Raw genomic sequence first — 16,141 nt, forward strand, 5'->3', positions numbered from 1 at the left:
ACCATCACAAATGTGATGTCTCATCTTGACCAACTGTTCAAGAATAGAAACCAGCAAAAATTGTGTTTACGGTAATGAGTTTATGACTCAGAAATCGGTTAAAACCTCTAATCTCGAACAACCTTTTCAATACTGCATAAGCCTTATTGAATAGTATATTTATTTGTGATTCTTTCCTTAAATTCAACTTCGTCTTATTTGCAGACAAAAGAGTAGCTAATATTAAATATTTTTGCAAACTCATAATTTATGGATAAACCTGCAGCTCAATTCTTGTTTTTAATCCAAAAATTGCAACCAAATTGGTTCCACTTATTGTCTTTCTGTTTTCTGTTTCTATCTCTTTTTATATTAAGCGGTTATCTTTATTTTAAAAAAAACACGAAACAAAAAGGTTACAGTACTATTTTCAAACACAGCATTCATTTAATTATTTCAAAAATATATCTCCATGAAAATGAAACACTTATGGGGAATTTATGCTTTCATAACTTTTTCAGGCATATTGGTTGCTAAAGTTAGTGGTTAAGAATTGCGAATGTGCCATAAAGAACAGAAGATATAAAGGCAATGAAAATGGTAACAAAAAGAATACTGATTGTTGATGATGAAGAAGGGTATAGAAAGGTATTGTCAAATTCCCTGTCTAATATAGGCTTTGAAACCACGGTAGCGACAAATGGAGTTGAAGCGTTAGAAGCAATGAAAGAAAAAAACTACACAGTGATATTATTAGACATGAAGATGCCTGGTATGGATGGTATTGAGTTATTAGAGCAAATAAATAAAGCAAGCGATGGAAGTAATATCGTAATTATAACTGCTTATACGTGCAAAGTTATGGAAAGTAAAGCAATCGGTAAAGGCGCAAGGAAGGTAATCAGAAAACCGTTCAGCATGGAAGATATAACGTTGTGCCTGAACGAAATAATTGATTTTTAAAACCTGGCAAGAATAAAACGTTTGCCATAGAAATTTAATCCTGGAAGAGGTGTGAATATGAAAAGGTTATTTAAAGAAAGTATAGTCATCGTTACTATAACCCTTGTCTTTTTTGCTTTATTTCCACTCATGTTATTTAGATTCGTGGCATTTCCTAATGCGAAGGGGGAATTGAAGCGACACATTAAAACAAATCTGAATGAAGCGATGCATAAACAGAAAAATCTTCTTACATTCTTTCTTGAGGAGAGAAGATCACACGCGCGTTCTATTTCTGAAGCTATTCAAAGTACCGAGTTAATTTACGATCACAAAGATTTCGTGAGCATAATAAATGAAGGTAACGAGAAGGAGTACTTAAGATTAAAAACTCAATTGGAATGTGCAAAGACAGATTATGGCTATAAAGGAATATTTGTGTGTGATGCTACAGGTAAAATACATATGACTACCGCATCTGAAAAATCATTCATGGATATGGATATCGAGAGGGAGGACATCTTTAAAAATGTCAGGGAAACTCTGTATGATGGAGAATCATATATCTCCAGTATTACTCACTTCTCTGTCAATAATATCGACAGGGAAATGCCTTCTCGACCATACATTCCATGGCAGAGCACACCAAATACATCGGATATCATTACCGCCAGAGGACAACATGCCGAAGCACCTTCTCTTTTTATATCGTACCCCATTAAAAAACAGGACCATCGAGTCGCTGGGGCTGTTCTACTCTGGATGGACATGTCAAAGCTGAATGATGTAATGAAGAACTTTGTTTTAGGGAAGACAGGAGAAGCCTATCTGGTAAATGAAGACGGTATCATGGTTACAGAATCACGATTTTCCCGCCATCATATGAAAGGTACGAATAATACCTGCAGAACATGTCACGTTGTTGAAGACCCAGACATAAATATGCTGACCAAAGGGGTAGGTGCATGCGTAACAAAAAAGAGCACCGGTCACGACTTGGAAGGGTATCGTGATTATGGTGGGATCAAGGTTGTCGGCGCATGGTCGTGGCTGCAAGATCTGGATATGGGAATCATGGTGGAAATAGATACGGATGAAGCATTTGTTACCGTAAATAACATTAATACCATGATAAAGTCCCTCATGTTCGTAATTATTATCCCTGCAATAGTTATCGCATCATTGTTACATAGAAAGATGAGTTTTGGTTACATGATAAAAAATATGGCACTCCCCAAGAAAACCTTAATTGGCGTAGCGGTTGTTGTAATGGTAGGCTTCTTAACCGCTATTCTGGATGCATATCAACTGAATAAAGAGCGTGGATATGGTAGAGAGCAGCAATACAAGATAGCCAATCCTTTCAGTGTATTTGGAGAAATCGGTACCATTTCTACCGAAAAAGGAAGAGACTTTGTTGAAGACAATATTCAAGAGTTCAAGAAAGAGTATCGTAAATTGAAATCTGAAAATCTTCTTCTACCGGAGAAGAGAGAAGAAGCGTTTGTAAAAGGAGACGATTTCCCTCTAGAAAAACAATTAGCACTGTGGGATTAAAGTTTTTAAAAATGATGTGGGGCATGGTTACGTTTGTCATTACTATTTTTAGAACACTATTTTATTATGAAAGGAATAATTCATGGACAATGCAACTTTGTCAACAAAGAAAGAAGTAAAAAAACAGGATGCAAAAACTGAAGTTACAGTAAAAGACATAAAGAAAGGATGGATTGAATATGAGTCATCATATGATGGTGTCATGTTGAATATTGATATTGAAGGCGCAAAACTTCTCGGTTTCGCGTCTCCCAATGATGCAATTGGAAGAAAGATTAATGAACTGTACGCACATCCATATGATCATGAGAAGACATTATCAATGCTGGTAAGAGATGGAAAGGTCAATGGATTTTTTACTCTGATGAAAGGAAAAGACGACAGGTTGTTTTATATAAAACAAGACAGTAAAATTATTGTTGATCATCATCATTACAATTTACCTGCAAAGGTTCAGTCCAGTTTCGAACTTTCCCTGTCCATATAGTAATTCCAGACTATGATTACTTTGAATATTTTTTTTACCATATATTATAGATTACAGGAGACATTGTATTATGAATAACCCTGGAGACACATTACAAGGAAACACAAGGGTGTTGGTACTTGCTACGTTAGCTTTTGCTGTATGCTTTGCCGGCTGGTCGCTGTTTGGCCCTTTAGCAGTATATATGAAGGAAGAATTCAATCTGTCTTCATCGGCAGTAGGATTGTTGCTTGCAACACCGGTTTTACTCGGCTCGATTGTCAGAGTGCCTATTGGTATTTTGACAGATAAATACGGTGGGAGAAAGGTCTTCAGCTTGCTGATGCTATTTACTTTCTTTCCCATGTTCTTAGCAGGTTTTGCACATAGTTACCCGCTTTTACTGGTATGCGGTTTCTTTTTTGGTGTTGCCGGTGCATCTTTTTCGGTTGGTGTACCACAGGTATCACAATGGTATCCCAAAGAAAAACAGGGATTGGCGCTTGGAATTTTTGGTGTGGGAAATGTGGGCACAGCTCTGGCAGTTTTTGGAGCGCCTTTTATCGCACAATCTATTGGATGGAACAAGGCGTTTATGTTTTACTCCATTCCATTACTTTTTATGGCCGTAGTTTACTGGTTTTTTGCTACTGACGCACCGAAACCAGAGAATGTGAAACCTCAGACATTGGATGATAAGTTGAAGGTATATAAATCTTCTCATTTAATCTGGGTCTTCTCTCTTTTCTATTTTATGACCTTCGGCTTTTTTGTCTGTTTTGCCTTGATGTTGCCTTCGTATCTCCTGGATACGTTTAATGTGACACCGGTAAAGGCGGGAACGTTAACTTCGATCTTTGTATTTCTTGCAACTTTTATGAGGATCTTAGGTGGATATCTGGGGGACATCTTTTCTGGAAGGAATCTTCTGACACTTCTTACCCTTTCACTCATTGGTGTGCTCTTATATCTCAATATGAACAGCTCTCTGACGTTTGCCCTTGCAGCTTTTTATTGTATGGCATGTTTATTAGGTATAGGTAATGGTGTTGTTTTTAAGCTTGTTGCGGAATATTTTCCAAAAGACACAGGTACGGCAGGAGGGATGGTGGGAGCTGCCGGAGGGCTTGGTGGTTTCTTTCTCCCGATAATAACGGGTACAATCAAAGATTATACCAACAACAATTCATTAGGATTCATTTTCATATCTCTGGTGTGCCTGATGTGCCTCTCTTTTATGGAAAAGAAGACATTTAAAAAGACTAATAATAAAATAGCAGAGGAGGAAAATGGTTTTACAGAGGTTGATAGTATAATGAATGTGGATGAAAATATCGTTACAGGTATTGATGAAAAAGTGAAACCGGTAATGCAGAAATAGTATGAGTATATTACATTTTACGTCAAATTCGGTAAACACCCGTTGGTTTATTGCGGCCATGGCTACGGTCATGATGGCGCTCAGCTCTTCGTCTTATGGCTACAACGAAGTCTCTTCCTGTCTTTTTGTTACAGGTTTGGGAATTTTCTTTATTGTGGCAGTCTTTATGATCATAAAGACTGCCTTGTACTATAAAGATCTCTTACGCGATCTGCTTGATCCTGAAAAGCTTCACTATTCTTTCTCGCTTGTAGGGATGGTGAGCCTGGCGGGTATCTGTGCATCCAGGTTGTTTTGCTGGTATACCGTCGCATCTATTCTCTGGTATGCGGCTATTGTCCTCTGGGCCGGTATCACGCTGTCGACATTTACGATTCTGTTTCTGTACCGTAAAGCTGAGGATCGAAGGATTGAAGAGGTCCTGAACGGAGGTTGGTTATTTGTTACGATAGGTACGCAGTTTACCGCCTTGTTGAGCATAGAAGTGGCTGGACAGCTGACAGAGTATACACTGCTTATCCAGTTTTGTTCGTTTACGCTCTGGTCAGTTGGAACATTTTTATATCTGATATTTATGACGCTTATGATCTGGCGGTTCCTTTTCTATCCAGTCACTCATGATACAGAGCTGTCATCATATTGGATGAACATAGGAGCCGCAGCGATTACTACAATTGTATCTGTGGCATTATATCAACAGTTAGAGGTGACTGGGGGGGCGCTTGTTGAGATGCTTCCGTTTCTGAAAGGGTTTTCTCTGCTTTCCTGGTCTATAGGGTTATGGTGGTTACCACTATTGATCATTCTGGCAATAAGAAAACAGGTTAACGGTGGTTGGGCAATACCATTTACGGTGGGGTATTGGGAAATTGTGCTTGCGATAGGTTTATTTGCTGCCGGTACAAAACAATTAACCGGTGTATTTAATGAGAATTTCATCAGCTCATTTGCTTTGTATTTTTCGATTGCCGGTGCTGCTGTCTATTGTTTTGTATCCGTCTTTACTCTTGCACATTTGATAGCGATACCCGTATGGAAAGCAATACCGTTACAGGCATTATTAATAAAATGGCATTGGCTAAGTAGAGGTACAATAAACATTTTACAACTTGTATCGTGTTCGGTAAACACCCGTTGGTTTATTGTCGCCATAGCTACTGCCATGATGTCGCTCAGTTCTTCGTCATATGGTTATAGCTCGGTAGTTCCCTATCTTTTTATTACAGGCCTGGGAGTATTTTTTATCGTGACAGTTTTTATGATTATAAAGGCTGTTCTATACTATGAAGATCTCTTGAGCGAATTGCTCGATCCTGAAAAGATGCTGTATTCTCACTCTCTTGTCGGGTTGGTAAGCCTCACGGGCATCTGCGTTTCCCGGCTGTTTGGCTGGCATACCATTGCATATGTTTTCTGGTTTGCCGCTATTGTTCTCTGGGCAGGTATCACACTCTCTTCGTTCACCATTTTGTTTGTATACCGTAAACCGGAAGAAAGAAGCTTTGAAGATATCCTGAATGGAAGCTGGTTCTTTGTTACGATAGGCACACAGTTTACGGCCTTGTTGAGTATAGATATTGCGGGACAAGTGACAGAACAAACACTGCTTATACAATTCTTTTCGTTTGCGTTGTGGTCTGCCGGGACATTTTTGTATCTTATATTTATGACGTTCATGATATGGAGGCTTTTATTTTATCCGGTTACACACAATACAGAGATTTCATCGTATTGGATGAATATCGGAGCTGCGGCGATTACAACAATTGTATCTGCGGCATTACATCAACAGGTACAGATGACGGGAGGCCCATTTGTAGAGTTGCTTCCGTTCTTGAAAGGATTTTCTCTGCTTTTCTGGTCCATAGGGCTATGGTGGTTACCGCTTCTTATTATCCTGGTAATAAGAAAACAGGTTAACGGTGCTTGGGCAATGCCGTTTACCGTGGGATATTGGGAAATTGCACTTGCGATAGGTTTATATGCCGCCGCAACAAAACAATTAACCGGATTATTCGATGAACGTTTTATTTTTGTATTTGCTTTTTATTTTTCGATTGCCGGTGCTGTTTTCTATTGTTTTATCTCTGCCTTCACTCTTTGGCACCTGATAGTGATACCGGTATGGAGGGTCATATTAGCGCAGACATTGACAATAAAATGGCATTGGTTACGTAAAGGAGCAGTAGGAATTTTACAATTTGCAGTATATACAATTAATATCCGTTGGTTTATTGCCGGCATGGCGACAATAACAACGTTTTCTGCTTCTACCTCTTATGACAACAAAATAGTTTCTACCTGTTTGGAATCAGCAACTGGCAGACATCTATTGGAAGAAGTGATTAAAACCGGCACGACACATTCACAAAAGAAAGAATAGGGGTCACCCCTCCTCTTGGCTGCATGTTTCTAATCCTTTATAATACTCTTCATGGTAAGACCTCTACAAATTGAATATCCGGGTGCATGGTATCATGTAATAAATCGGGGAGCAAACCGTAATTGGATTTTTTCTAAATCTGACGATTACGAGCTTCTCATAAATGTACTTAAAGAAGCGTGTGACCTATTCAATGTGTAAATTTCCGCTTATTGTCTTATGAGAAAGCATTATTTATGTGAAGCTTCACATAATTATTTACTACACCATAACATTTTCACCTGGTTATTCACACCCCAGAAGGGAATCTCTCCAGACTCATGAGCCATGTAAACAGAGTTTACACTAAGAAGAAAACATGCTGGACGTAACAGTGAAATTCTGTATAAAATAGCAACATATGATGCCAGAGTTTTCTTTTTTGTTAATAACCTGTATGACAGTTAAGGTACAATTTTACTATTTATTATCTCTAAAGTAATACAAACCATAGAGCATTATTCATGAAGATAAACAAAAACTGGAAATCATTTCCTCTGTATTGATAACCATAAGCAACGATTAATCAAGTATTTATATGACAAATCATTTTTCTTATCATCAAATATACATTATTCCACACTGCAGATAGTTTGACGTTTCAGCTCGAAATCATAACTATGTTAAAAAAACCATGTAAAAATACATTACAAACAGCAAAGTATGGCAACCAATTTGCTCATGTTAAAATGCAAAACTGAAGGTGTTAACTGAGACCGCTAACTTATATATTATTGAGATACGAGAATTGAAGAGGATTCAGCTGTTTTAAAGCAGTTTTTTATCAGAGGTTAAAAAAATGGGAATATTGAAAGAGAAATCACGGATTAAACGACAGTGGGAACAGCCAGTTGAAAAGACCGAACCAAAGCCTCTTTACCGACTCTTATCCGGTACCTCTTCTGAACGTATAAAGAGTCTTGCCACCAGTTTTCATAAAGCGGAAATAACAAAGGGGCAATGTGAAGTCTGGAAAGAAAATGTGGACATTGAGGAGGGTGATGAAAATTTCTTTGCCGCAATGTTTCGTAAACGTACTGGTTCCATCAGAATAAAGAGTGAACCCTCTACGGCAAAGATTTATTTAGATGGAAAAGCTAATGGCTACAGTCCGGATAGTATCAGGAACGTATCTCCTGGAATCCATGAGGTGGAGATCAGGTTGGACGGATATGATGTCTGGAGTAAAAAAGTACATGTTGATGCATATGAAGGGATTGTCTTAAACGTGTTGCTTCAAAAACGTGCCGGTTCCATCAGAATTAAGAGTGAACCATCAACAGCAAAAATTTATCTGGATGGCAATAACATCAGCTACACTCCGGATATTATCAGGGATGTAACCCCCGGCATTCATGAGATTGAAATCAAAACTGGCGGATACAATACCTGGAGTAAAAAGGTGACTGTTGAGGCAGGTGAAGAGAATGATTTAACCGCGGTTCTTCAAAAAAGAACCGGTGCTGTCAGCCTAAAGAGCGAACCTGCAATGGCAAAGATTTTCTTGGATGGCAATGCAATTGGTTTAACTCCTGATATTATCAGGGATATACCTCCCGGCAGTCATAAGGTGGAAATAACATTGGACGGATACGATACATGGAGGAAAGAGGTGACTGTTGAGGCAGGACGAGAGAATGCCTTAACCGCGGTACTTGAAAAAAGTGCCAGTGTCGTCAGTATAGTAAGTGAACCAGCAATGGCAAAGATTTTCTTAAATGGCAATGCAATTGGTATAACTCCTGCTATTATTCGGGATATAGTCCCCGGTATTCATGAGGTGGAATTAACATCGGACGGGTACTATACCTGGAGAAAAAAGATAACGGTTGAAGCAGGTGAAGAGAATGCCTTGACCGCAACACTTCAAAAGTATATCGACTCTATCAGAATCATGAGTAACCCTTCAATGGCCTCGATTTATTTCAATGGTAATGCGCTCGGTCTGACTCCTCACAGGATAACAGATTTAAAACCGGATAGATATACCGTGAGAATTGTTAAGGAAGGGTATAAACCCTGGGAAGAAGTTGTTTCGGTTAAATCAGGGAATGAAACACTTATATCTGCAATGCTCAAATACGAATTAGTCAGGCTACGTTCAATTTATGATCAATTACCTGTTTCCCACGTATATTCCTTACCACATTTATCAATACATGAAACGAATAAACAGATATTTCACTGTCATAGTACAATCAAGCATGATTATGAACAGAAAACTATTAATGAAAGCAAGGTAATCATTGATCACACTACCGAACTTATGTGGCACCAGTCTGGATCAAAGGATTATATCAATTTGAAAAAAGCAATTAAATGGATAAAAAAGGCTAATCAGAAAAACTACGCAGGTTATAATGACTGGCGCCTGCCTACTCTGGAGGAAGCGTCATCATTACTGGAGCAGAAAATGGTGAACAATAATTTTATAAACCCTGTCTTTGACAAAAAGCAATGGGGAATGTGGACGGGTGATAAATGCGGTAGAAGTAATGCGTGGATTGTAATCTTTGTAAACGGTACAATGAATCAGAGTCATGTTGGATCAGCCGCGACCTTTGTGAGGCCGGTAAGATCATTATTTGTACAGAGAGCTGATGTTACTGAACAATCTTCAACCGCTCAGGAATATTGTAATAAAATATTACACCAACAGATAGTAAACAGGAAAATGTTCGACATCATTCCTGTAAGCAGGCAGAATTAGTCAGGCGTCTTTAATAATGTTTTTTCAAAACTATTATAAAATTTTTTCATGAGGCAATTATGCATTGGATTACCCTCTTAAGTATCACTCTGGTTGCAGCAGGTACTCTTCTTGCCATTTACGGACAGAATATAAGGAACAGACTTGACACTGTCCATCTACGTCAACGTATAAGTGAACTGACACAACAAGTCGATAAACTGTTATGCAGTGATAATGAACTGACCACAAAGCTGGAAGAACTTCAAAAGGATTTGTCTGAAAAAGACGAAACCATTTATCTCCTCAAATCGCGGCTTCATAAACAGATTGAGATCGATAATGAATACCAGAAAAACCTGTCTGAAAAGGACGAAACTATACGGTTATTCAGACACCGGTTTGGTAAACATTATTCGGTTATGGATTAATACCAGAAGTTCCTCACAGAGAGGTATGAACAAAAAAAGGGTTTTCAGAAGATTGAAAACCAATTCGTGATGGGTATATAACAGTACCGAGTGGATGAAACCGAATAGATGGGACAATGTGCTGATTAACAATACACTGGAGACATTTTCATTATGAATACCCCCGCCCCTTCGCTAAATCAAGACTGCCTGTTACTCAGCAAATCATAACCTCTCCTGTTTGCAAATCCCAGCTTGAATATCTTATCAATGAGTATATCCTTAGTTTGTCTGGAACTGGTTGTAATGTTTAATTTTGAACATAATTCGAGAAGAGTATTTTTTTTATGTTTTGAAAGCTCACTCATAAGCTGATCTGTCGGCAATTCTTCAAGATGTTTCCGCAGATCATCAAAATTAACGGTACTTATTTTTGCTTTACCAGCCTTTTTCACTTTTGGGAAAATAGTATCGGCTAGATGTGGTTTGTCATTTAATGAATCCAGAAAAGAGATAAGTGTGTGGACCGCCTGAGAGAGTTGGTGCTTCTCTGATTCGTCGGGAAGGAGATAAATATTGTTTTTTAATGTATTAAGTTCTGTAATTATATCATGTATGTCCTTACTGATCCTCTGTTTATCGTCCTCTCCGGGCAGCAGCGAGATACACTCTTGTATTTTTGACAATGCGTCATGAATATTCAGTTTCTTTTTTGCCCTTGCCATATTTAACCACCAACTTTATCCAGAAATTCTTCAGTTACCAGTTTGTATTGCCCGGCTACACGTTTTGAGTTGTCATCTTTCAGCAGAAAGACCGGAACAGCCTGTGCCGCAGCCTCTGTATAGCCTGCACCCCATGAAATATAGTTTTCAAAACACAGATCGCTGTGATCCCTTCGAAGTTCATTCATTTTGTCTTTATGAGTATTCACCACACCCTGTCCAAAAGTTCTTACCATAGTAAACAGTATTCCTTTGAGGGTGATATTATGTATTTCAGAACCGGCCAGGTCGCATTTCCTCTGCATCGTAGCGTTCAACTCCCTGATCTTTTCCATGAGTATATTTATCCCTATAGTTGACATGTGATCCGGTATTGATGTTATTAGATAATAATCGCTTGCAGCAAGTGCGTTTTGAGTAACAAGATAAAGATTTGGCGGACAATCTATAAGGACATAATCATAGTAGTCTTTAACCCTGTTGATAAAATCTCTGAGGATACGGCGCTGGTCCACATAGAAAAGAGCATCCCTTATTTCGCTTGACGTATCTAGGCCCAGAGCTTCTTTTACCCGTTTCAATGTTCGTTTGAGTACAAAAATCGGTTCCTGCATGAAACCGGATTCTATTTTTCTCCAGACTTTTGCGGCCAGATCAATATCAATACCTAATAAATCTATATCCGATGGAATCAGATCCAGGTCCCTTACCACATGTTTTGTGATCTTGCTGCCGGAAAATAATTCAATTGGCGATTTCCATATAATACTTTCTGATGGAAACTTTTCAAAACTATCCTGTAGATAATGCTCAAAGAGGCTGGCAGTTGTTCCATCCTCGCTTTTGAACACTTCCCATCGTTCGGGAACAACACACAGAAAAGTCAGATTAGTCTGGGGATCAACATCAACAAGTAAAACTTTCTTATTATGATAAAGAGAAAGTGCGCAACCGATATGGTAGGTAGTCGTCGTTTTGCCAACACCACCTTTATAGTTAATAAATGAAATAACTTTTCCCATGGATACTATATCTTTAATGAAGACCTCAATACAAAATCTATTACCCGTAAAGATTGCCGTGTATAATGCAGAAAAGTGGCTGATAAAGCAAATGAATATATCATGGGGTTACCAAAAGGGATAATAATCAAAAGCAAAAATAGTATCCCTCCACGATGGTCCCGCAATCAATTAACCAGGTAATAATCTCTTTTATCATTCACAATAAGAGAGGATGAAGGAGATTATTCTTTCCTTTAAATCAGTTACTAATTAATCAATCGATTCCATTATATTTACAAAAACAGGATTGAGTAAGTACCGCTCCTCAGTCACCCATTTGCAGCATACAAGAGTGTGGATCTGCATGATAATCTCAGAAACGGCTCCTCACTCATCAAACATCGGAAACACAACTTCTATTAGACCAAAGGAATATACCATTTATTTAAAAAGTGTCAATTAGCTTTTTCATGGTATGTCGACTAAAATTTCTAGTTGAATCTGAAATTATGAATTGACTATTAGTTCGAAAAACCTGTACGGAGTTTACACTCAACGATATAGTATAAAATGTAAAAGATGCGTGGTGAAGTACCTTGACCATTTGCAATATCATTGTCACGTGAGCTATCAGGATTGAGTTTCACCGAAATAGCAAAAAAATAAGATTAAATCATACAAAACGATAGCTTCAAGTAATTTTCGTTTGAAAAAGAGAATGAAGAAAAATAGAAAAATTAAAAAAACAATATGTAATTATGTAATATCAAGAGCGACTTGCAGCCAAGAGGAGATTTGACTCCTATTTTATTTCTTGGATATATTTTTTCTTCAGCGTTATAGCCGATCTCAAACCATGCCAAAAGTGTATTTGAGGGGTTTTTGGTATATGAAATATTGAGGTTGTAAGTATCGATATGAAAGCGGTTTATCTGGGTTGTTCTTGTGAGAAATTTGTTTTGCAGGTGTTCTCATTATATATAGTATTCATACTGTAGAGTTTTTAAAGGCTATTTAGGGAAAAGAGTTTCCTGATTAAGAATTAAAATAACATCTTGAAGATAGTAAATGTGGAATTGTTTTGGACTATGAAGCCTTACAATACATCCTTGGTTTATTCCGTGAGAAGTTAGGAAGAACCAGCAAAGATGATCGGTAAAATTGATGACAAGAATATCATGAGTGCTTTAAGATTACCAAAATTTGTGAAAAATTATTTTTCATCTGGCCCCAGAATTACCACATTTTAAGATCATCGTTTTCATGAGAATCAACAATTTTTATATTTGTATTGCAATTTCCATTTGCATCAACTTCAAAATCATGTCTGCCGCAAAAGGATTGCCCCAAAGTGTAAACTGAATTGTCTAACTTGAAAGGGATTACTGTTTTAGCTTCATTAATTTTGTCAACAATGATTTTGCATACAGTCCCGGAATTACCAAATTCTAAATCATATTTTGGATCAGTTGGATCAGGTGAAGTTAATTTAAACCAACCATTTCCTTCATCAACGATTTTCCAATTTCCACACAGTCCACCTTCTTTTTCCGGTACCAGTGCAACGGTGTATGGTTTAATTTTATCCAGATAAAAACGAAACTCGTGGACATATCTCGGTGTATGCTCACACCACATAAAAACTTCAGCACTTTTTTGTTTTACATTTAAGCTAGTTGAGAAATCGATAATGCCGTTACTGGTATCTCCATATATTTTTGCGGCATCAATTTTACCAATTAAAGGAGGAGTACTCTTTAGCCCCTTATAAAAAATGTCACACTTGATTTTAAATACTCCATCTTTCGGTTTCTTTGGAGTAATATAGCTTATTTTATATTGCCCCCCCCAAATCTCTAATAATATTTTGAAAACGCTCCAATAAAACACATATATCTTTAGCATGGACATATGTCCCACCTGTCTGACTAGATATATCTTTTAATACATTTTCTTCATGAACTTCGCCAACCCCAATGTTGTAAACATGTATATTCCGTATGAGTGCTAGCTCTATTATGTCTTCTGGAGTAACAACACTACCATTATCAAACCCATCAGACAAAAACAGTAAAGATCGAAAAACTCTGGGATTATGTTTAGAAGGATACTGCTCTAAACCCATATAAACGGCATCCCAGCAATTTGAGAAATCGCTATATATTTCCTCTGATGCAAAATTAGTAATTGCGTCTTTCGCCACATTTTTGCTAGTCACAAATGACTGTAGAATTGATGGTTCAGCATCAGGTCTGTGAAACTCTATTGCACCTATTTGATGAGTTTCTTTGAGACTATCTATCAGGGATTTTACCCCCACAATCATAGTTTCAACACCATGATGGTTCTTTTTCATTGACGAAGAGAAATCTAAGACCAGCATAACTTGCAGTTGAAAATCATCCTGAGAAGAAAGAAAAGCACGGCTTTCTGAATAGTCAATCTCTTTTCCATTTTCCCATATTTTCAAGGAGTTCAAATCAAGCTCCTGCGGATTAATAATTATGGCATGATTATATTGATCTCGTAGAGAAAAAATATATTGAACATTGCTGGGAGTCTGGTGTGCTCTATAAATATTCTTAAATACGATCTTATCAAATTGATATTCAATCGCCACTGGTGATACTTCATCAGAGAGTTCACTATTCTGAGCATCTTCAACTTTAATAGTATATTCCTGACCACCCGGAAGAAGGTCTTTTGTTAGCTGCCATTTAAATTCACCAGGACTTACATCATCATTTCTAAATTGGTAATAATCTGCAATATTTTCAACTACACAACCATTCGAAAGAAGATAAATGTTAACAAAATCAAATATGCCCATAGACGCATTCCAACTTATAGTAACTTCACTTCCAATCTCAAGTGCGGTATTCGCTGAAGGATTATTAATGGTTATAGCGTCTTCTCCTCTTTCCGCCAATAAGGTAATAGTTTTATCTCCTCCATTTGATTTAATATTGATTGCACCTTTGTGACTACCAATGGATAGCTTGGTCCTGTCTATTCTTATATTTATAGTCTCTGGTTCTTCAGAAATAACACCTGACGTTGGATAAACTAAAAACCAGGAACTACCTTCACCAGTTTCTATTCTAAATGTGGACGATTTTTTTCCAAAATCAAAAATTCCAAAATTAAAGATCCCAAAAACACCTTTTTTCTTAAAACTATTACTAACTGTAATTAACTTCTCATTTTCTCCGTCTTTAAAATTCAAAGAGCTTGGAATAACTTTAATACTAGGGACACTATGAAAACTCAGGATGCAAGCAGCGACAGCAATTAATAACAAAACAGATATAGTAATTTTAAAAGTTTTTTTTATTTTTTTAATGTCTTTTTTTTCACTTTCCATCTTTATATAATATCCTTAACCCTAAATCTTCTTTTATAAAAAAATCTTTAACCTAAATCGAGTGAAATTAAAGTTCAAAACCGAAAAGGAAGTTCTCTGACAAGCTTCTGACTCCCTTTACAAACCATGCCTTGTGGGGTCGGTTTTTATAATTGACCCACAGATTACAACCAGTTGATGACAAAATATTTCTAGCTAAATACTGTTAAAAATATAAGTTAAATGATATAATTTGTCAAGTAACTTAACAGAAATGTTAAGCCAGTTTAGAAATATCATATTTTCTTGCATCCAGGACAACAAACTTCTAAAGAGATAGTTTCAGGTGATACGTACATCTAAAAAAGTTAATATTCTTTGTATAGACAATTGAGAGGGGTTTAAGTTTACGATAATCAGCAATTTATATTTTAGAATACGACAATCCATCGAATTGTAGTTTCATATCATACATCGATATACTTTTATTTTATAATTAAAAGGATATGCTTTCACTCAATTTGATTTTATTTATGGAATAATTAAGGAGAAGTGATTATGTCATTGTAAAAAAAATTGGGTGCTGAATTTATTGGCACATTTTGGCTTGTTCTAGGCGGTTGTGGTAGTGCGGTCCTTGCTGCTTCCTTTCCAAATGTTGGTATCGGGTTGCTAGGAGTTTCTTTAGCCTTTGGTTTAACTGTTTTGACCATGGCATTTGCTATTGGGCATATATCAGGCTGCCACCTTAACCCTGCAGTTTCAATAGGTCTTTGGTCTGGAGGTCGGTTTTCTAGTTCAGAACTTGGTCCATACATTATTGCTCAGGTTGCTGTAGGTATTGCCGGAGCCGCGGTATTATATATTATAGCAACAGGAAAAGCAGGTGTTGAGGTTGGTGGGTTTGCTTCAAATGGCTATGGTGAACACTCTCCAGGTGGCTACAGTTTGATAGCAGCATTGGTGACAGAAGTTGTTATGACTTTTATGTTTCTATTAATCATATTAGGCGCTACTGACAAGAGAGCACCGCAGGGTCTTGCGCCTATTGCGATTGGTCTTGGTTTAACTCTGATTCATCTTATCAGTATTCCTGTAACTAATACTTCAGTCAATCCTGCACGAAGTACAGGAGTGGCACTCTTTGCTGACGGGTTGGGCGATACTTCAATTATGGATTGTTTTGGATTGCTCCAATTGTTGGTGCAATCTTGGCCGGTGTT

At 37.3% G+C, this 16,141-nt stretch carries 11 protein-coding genes and 1 pseudogene; 8 read left to right on the forward strand and 4 right to left on the reverse strand.

Annotation, left to right across the window (positions count from 1 at the left end; translation table 11 throughout):
• Positions 1-570 precede the first annotated feature (570 nt).
• The 7 genes from SCALIN_RS13155 (at position 571) to SCALIN_RS13185 (ending at position 9,867) form a co-directional block, all read left to right on the forward strand.
• The gene (locus SCALIN_RS13155; RefSeq protein ID WP_096894931.1) at positions 571-942 is read left to right on the forward strand and encodes a response regulator; all 372 of its coding nucleotides are present in this window, start codon (positions 571-573) and stop codon (positions 940-942) included.
• Positions 943-999: 57 nt separating this feature from the next.
• Complete coding sequence (locus tag SCALIN_RS13160) at positions 1,000-2,478, forward strand: cache domain-containing protein (protein ID WP_096894932.1); 1,479 nt, start codon at positions 1,000-1,002, stop codon at positions 2,476-2,478.
• Between the two features lie 82 nt (positions 2,479-2,560).
• Complete coding sequence (locus tag SCALIN_RS13165) at positions 2,561-2,965, forward strand: hypothetical protein (RefSeq protein WP_096894933.1); 405 nt, start codon at positions 2,561-2,563, stop codon at positions 2,963-2,965.
• Between the two features lie 70 nt (positions 2,966-3,035).
• A complete protein-coding gene (locus tag SCALIN_RS13170) occupies positions 3,036-4,325 on the forward strand; it encodes an MFS transporter (RefSeq protein ID WP_096894934.1) in 1,290 nt (429 codons plus the stop codon).
• Between the two features lies 1 nt (position 4,326).
• Positions 4,327-6,708: an SLAC1 family transporter gene (locus SCALIN_RS13175; protein WP_096894935.1), complete on the forward strand. Its 2,382-nt coding sequence runs from the start codon at positions 4,327-4,329 to the stop codon at positions 6,706-6,708.
• Between the two features lie 838 nt (positions 6,709-7,546).
• Positions 7,547-9,457 carry a PEGA domain-containing protein gene (locus tag SCALIN_RS13180; RefSeq protein ID WP_096894936.1) on the forward strand — a complete coding sequence of 637 codons (1,911 nt, stop codon included), beginning with the start codon at positions 7,547-7,549 and terminating at the stop codon, positions 9,455-9,457.
• Between the two features lie 59 nt (positions 9,458-9,516).
• On the forward strand, positions 9,517-9,867 hold the full coding sequence (locus SCALIN_RS13185) for a hypothetical protein (RefSeq protein WP_096894937.1): 351 nt from the start codon (positions 9,517-9,519) through the stop codon (positions 9,865-9,867).
• 179 nt (positions 9,868-10,046) lie between these two features.
• On the opposite strand, the gene SCALIN_RS13190 is transcribed toward SCALIN_RS13185, so the two are convergent.
• From SCALIN_RS13190 to SCALIN_RS13205, 4 genes are all read right to left on the reverse strand, one after another.
• A complete protein-coding gene (locus SCALIN_RS13190; RefSeq protein ID WP_096894938.1) occupies positions 10,047-10,571 on the reverse strand; it encodes a hypothetical protein in 525 nt (174 codons plus the stop codon).
• Positions 10,572-10,573: 2 nt separating this feature from the next.
• Positions 10,574-11,593 (reverse strand): ParA family protein, encoded by a 1,020-nt coding sequence (locus SCALIN_RS13195; RefSeq protein ID WP_096894939.1) that lies wholly within the window; start codon positions 11,591-11,593, stop codon positions 10,574-10,576.
• A 1,218-nt stretch (positions 11,594-12,811) separates the two neighbouring features.
• Positions 12,812-13,480 (reverse strand): hypothetical protein, encoded by a 669-nt coding sequence (locus SCALIN_RS13200; RefSeq protein WP_096894940.1) that lies wholly within the window; start codon positions 13,478-13,480, stop codon positions 12,812-12,814.
• Complete coding sequence (locus SCALIN_RS13205) at positions 13,410-14,939, reverse strand: vWA domain-containing protein (protein WP_096894941.1); 1,530 nt, start codon at positions 14,937-14,939, stop codon at positions 13,410-13,412. Before SCALIN_RS13205 ends, SCALIN_RS13200 begins: the two co-directional genes overlap by 71 nt.
• Before the next feature lie 555 nt (positions 14,940-15,494).
• On the opposite strand from SCALIN_RS13205, the pseudogene aqpZ reads away from it, so the two are divergent.
• Positions 15,495-16,141 (forward strand): annotated as a pseudogene (aqpZ, locus tag SCALIN_RS13210) (aquaporin Z); the annotation flags it as partial.

This window comes from Candidatus Scalindua japonica (genome assembly GCF_002443295.1).
Taxonomy (GTDB): Bacteria; Planctomycetota; Brocadiia; order Brocadiales; family Scalinduaceae; genus Scalindua; species Scalindua japonica.

What these genes read in the sequence shown, in the direction of transcription:
- SCALIN_RS13155 (WP_096894931.1), top strand. Translation starts at nt 571, where the DNA reads ATGAAAATGGTAACAAAAAGAATACTGATTGTTGATGATGAAGAAGGG.
- SCALIN_RS13160 (WP_096894932.1), top strand. Translation starts at nt 1,000, where the DNA reads ATGAAAAGGTTATTTAAAGAAAGTATAGTCATCGTTACTATAACCCTT.
- SCALIN_RS13165 (WP_096894933.1), top strand. Translation starts at nt 2,561, where the DNA reads ATGGACAATGCAACTTTGTCAACAAAGAAAGAAGTAAAAAAACAGGAT.
- SCALIN_RS13170 (WP_096894934.1), top strand. Translation starts at nt 3,036, where the DNA reads ATGAATAACCCTGGAGACACATTACAAGGAAACACAAGGGTGTTGGTA.
- SCALIN_RS13175 (WP_096894935.1), top strand. Translation starts at nt 4,327, where the DNA reads ATGAGTATATTACATTTTACGTCAAATTCGGTAAACACCCGTTGGTTT.
- SCALIN_RS13180 (WP_096894936.1), top strand. Translation starts at nt 7,547, where the DNA reads ATGGGAATATTGAAAGAGAAATCACGGATTAAACGACAGTGGGAACAG.
- SCALIN_RS13185 (WP_096894937.1), top strand. Translation starts at nt 9,517, where the DNA reads ATGCATTGGATTACCCTCTTAAGTATCACTCTGGTTGCAGCAGGTACT.
- SCALIN_RS13190 (WP_096894938.1), bottom strand. Translation starts at nt 10,571, where the DNA reads ATGGCAAGGGCAAAAAAGAAACTGAATATTCATGACGCATTGTCAAAA.
- SCALIN_RS13195 (WP_096894939.1), bottom strand. Translation starts at nt 11,593, where the DNA reads ATGGGAAAAGTTATTTCATTTATTAACTATAAAGGTGGTGTTGGCAAA.
- SCALIN_RS13200 (WP_096894940.1), bottom strand. Translation starts at nt 13,480, where the DNA reads ATGCTAAAGATATATGTGTTTTATTGGAGCGTTTTCAAAATATTATTA.
- SCALIN_RS13205 (WP_096894941.1), bottom strand. Translation starts at nt 14,939, where the DNA reads ATGGAAAGTGAAAAAAAAGACATTAAAAAAATAAAAAAAACTTTTAAA.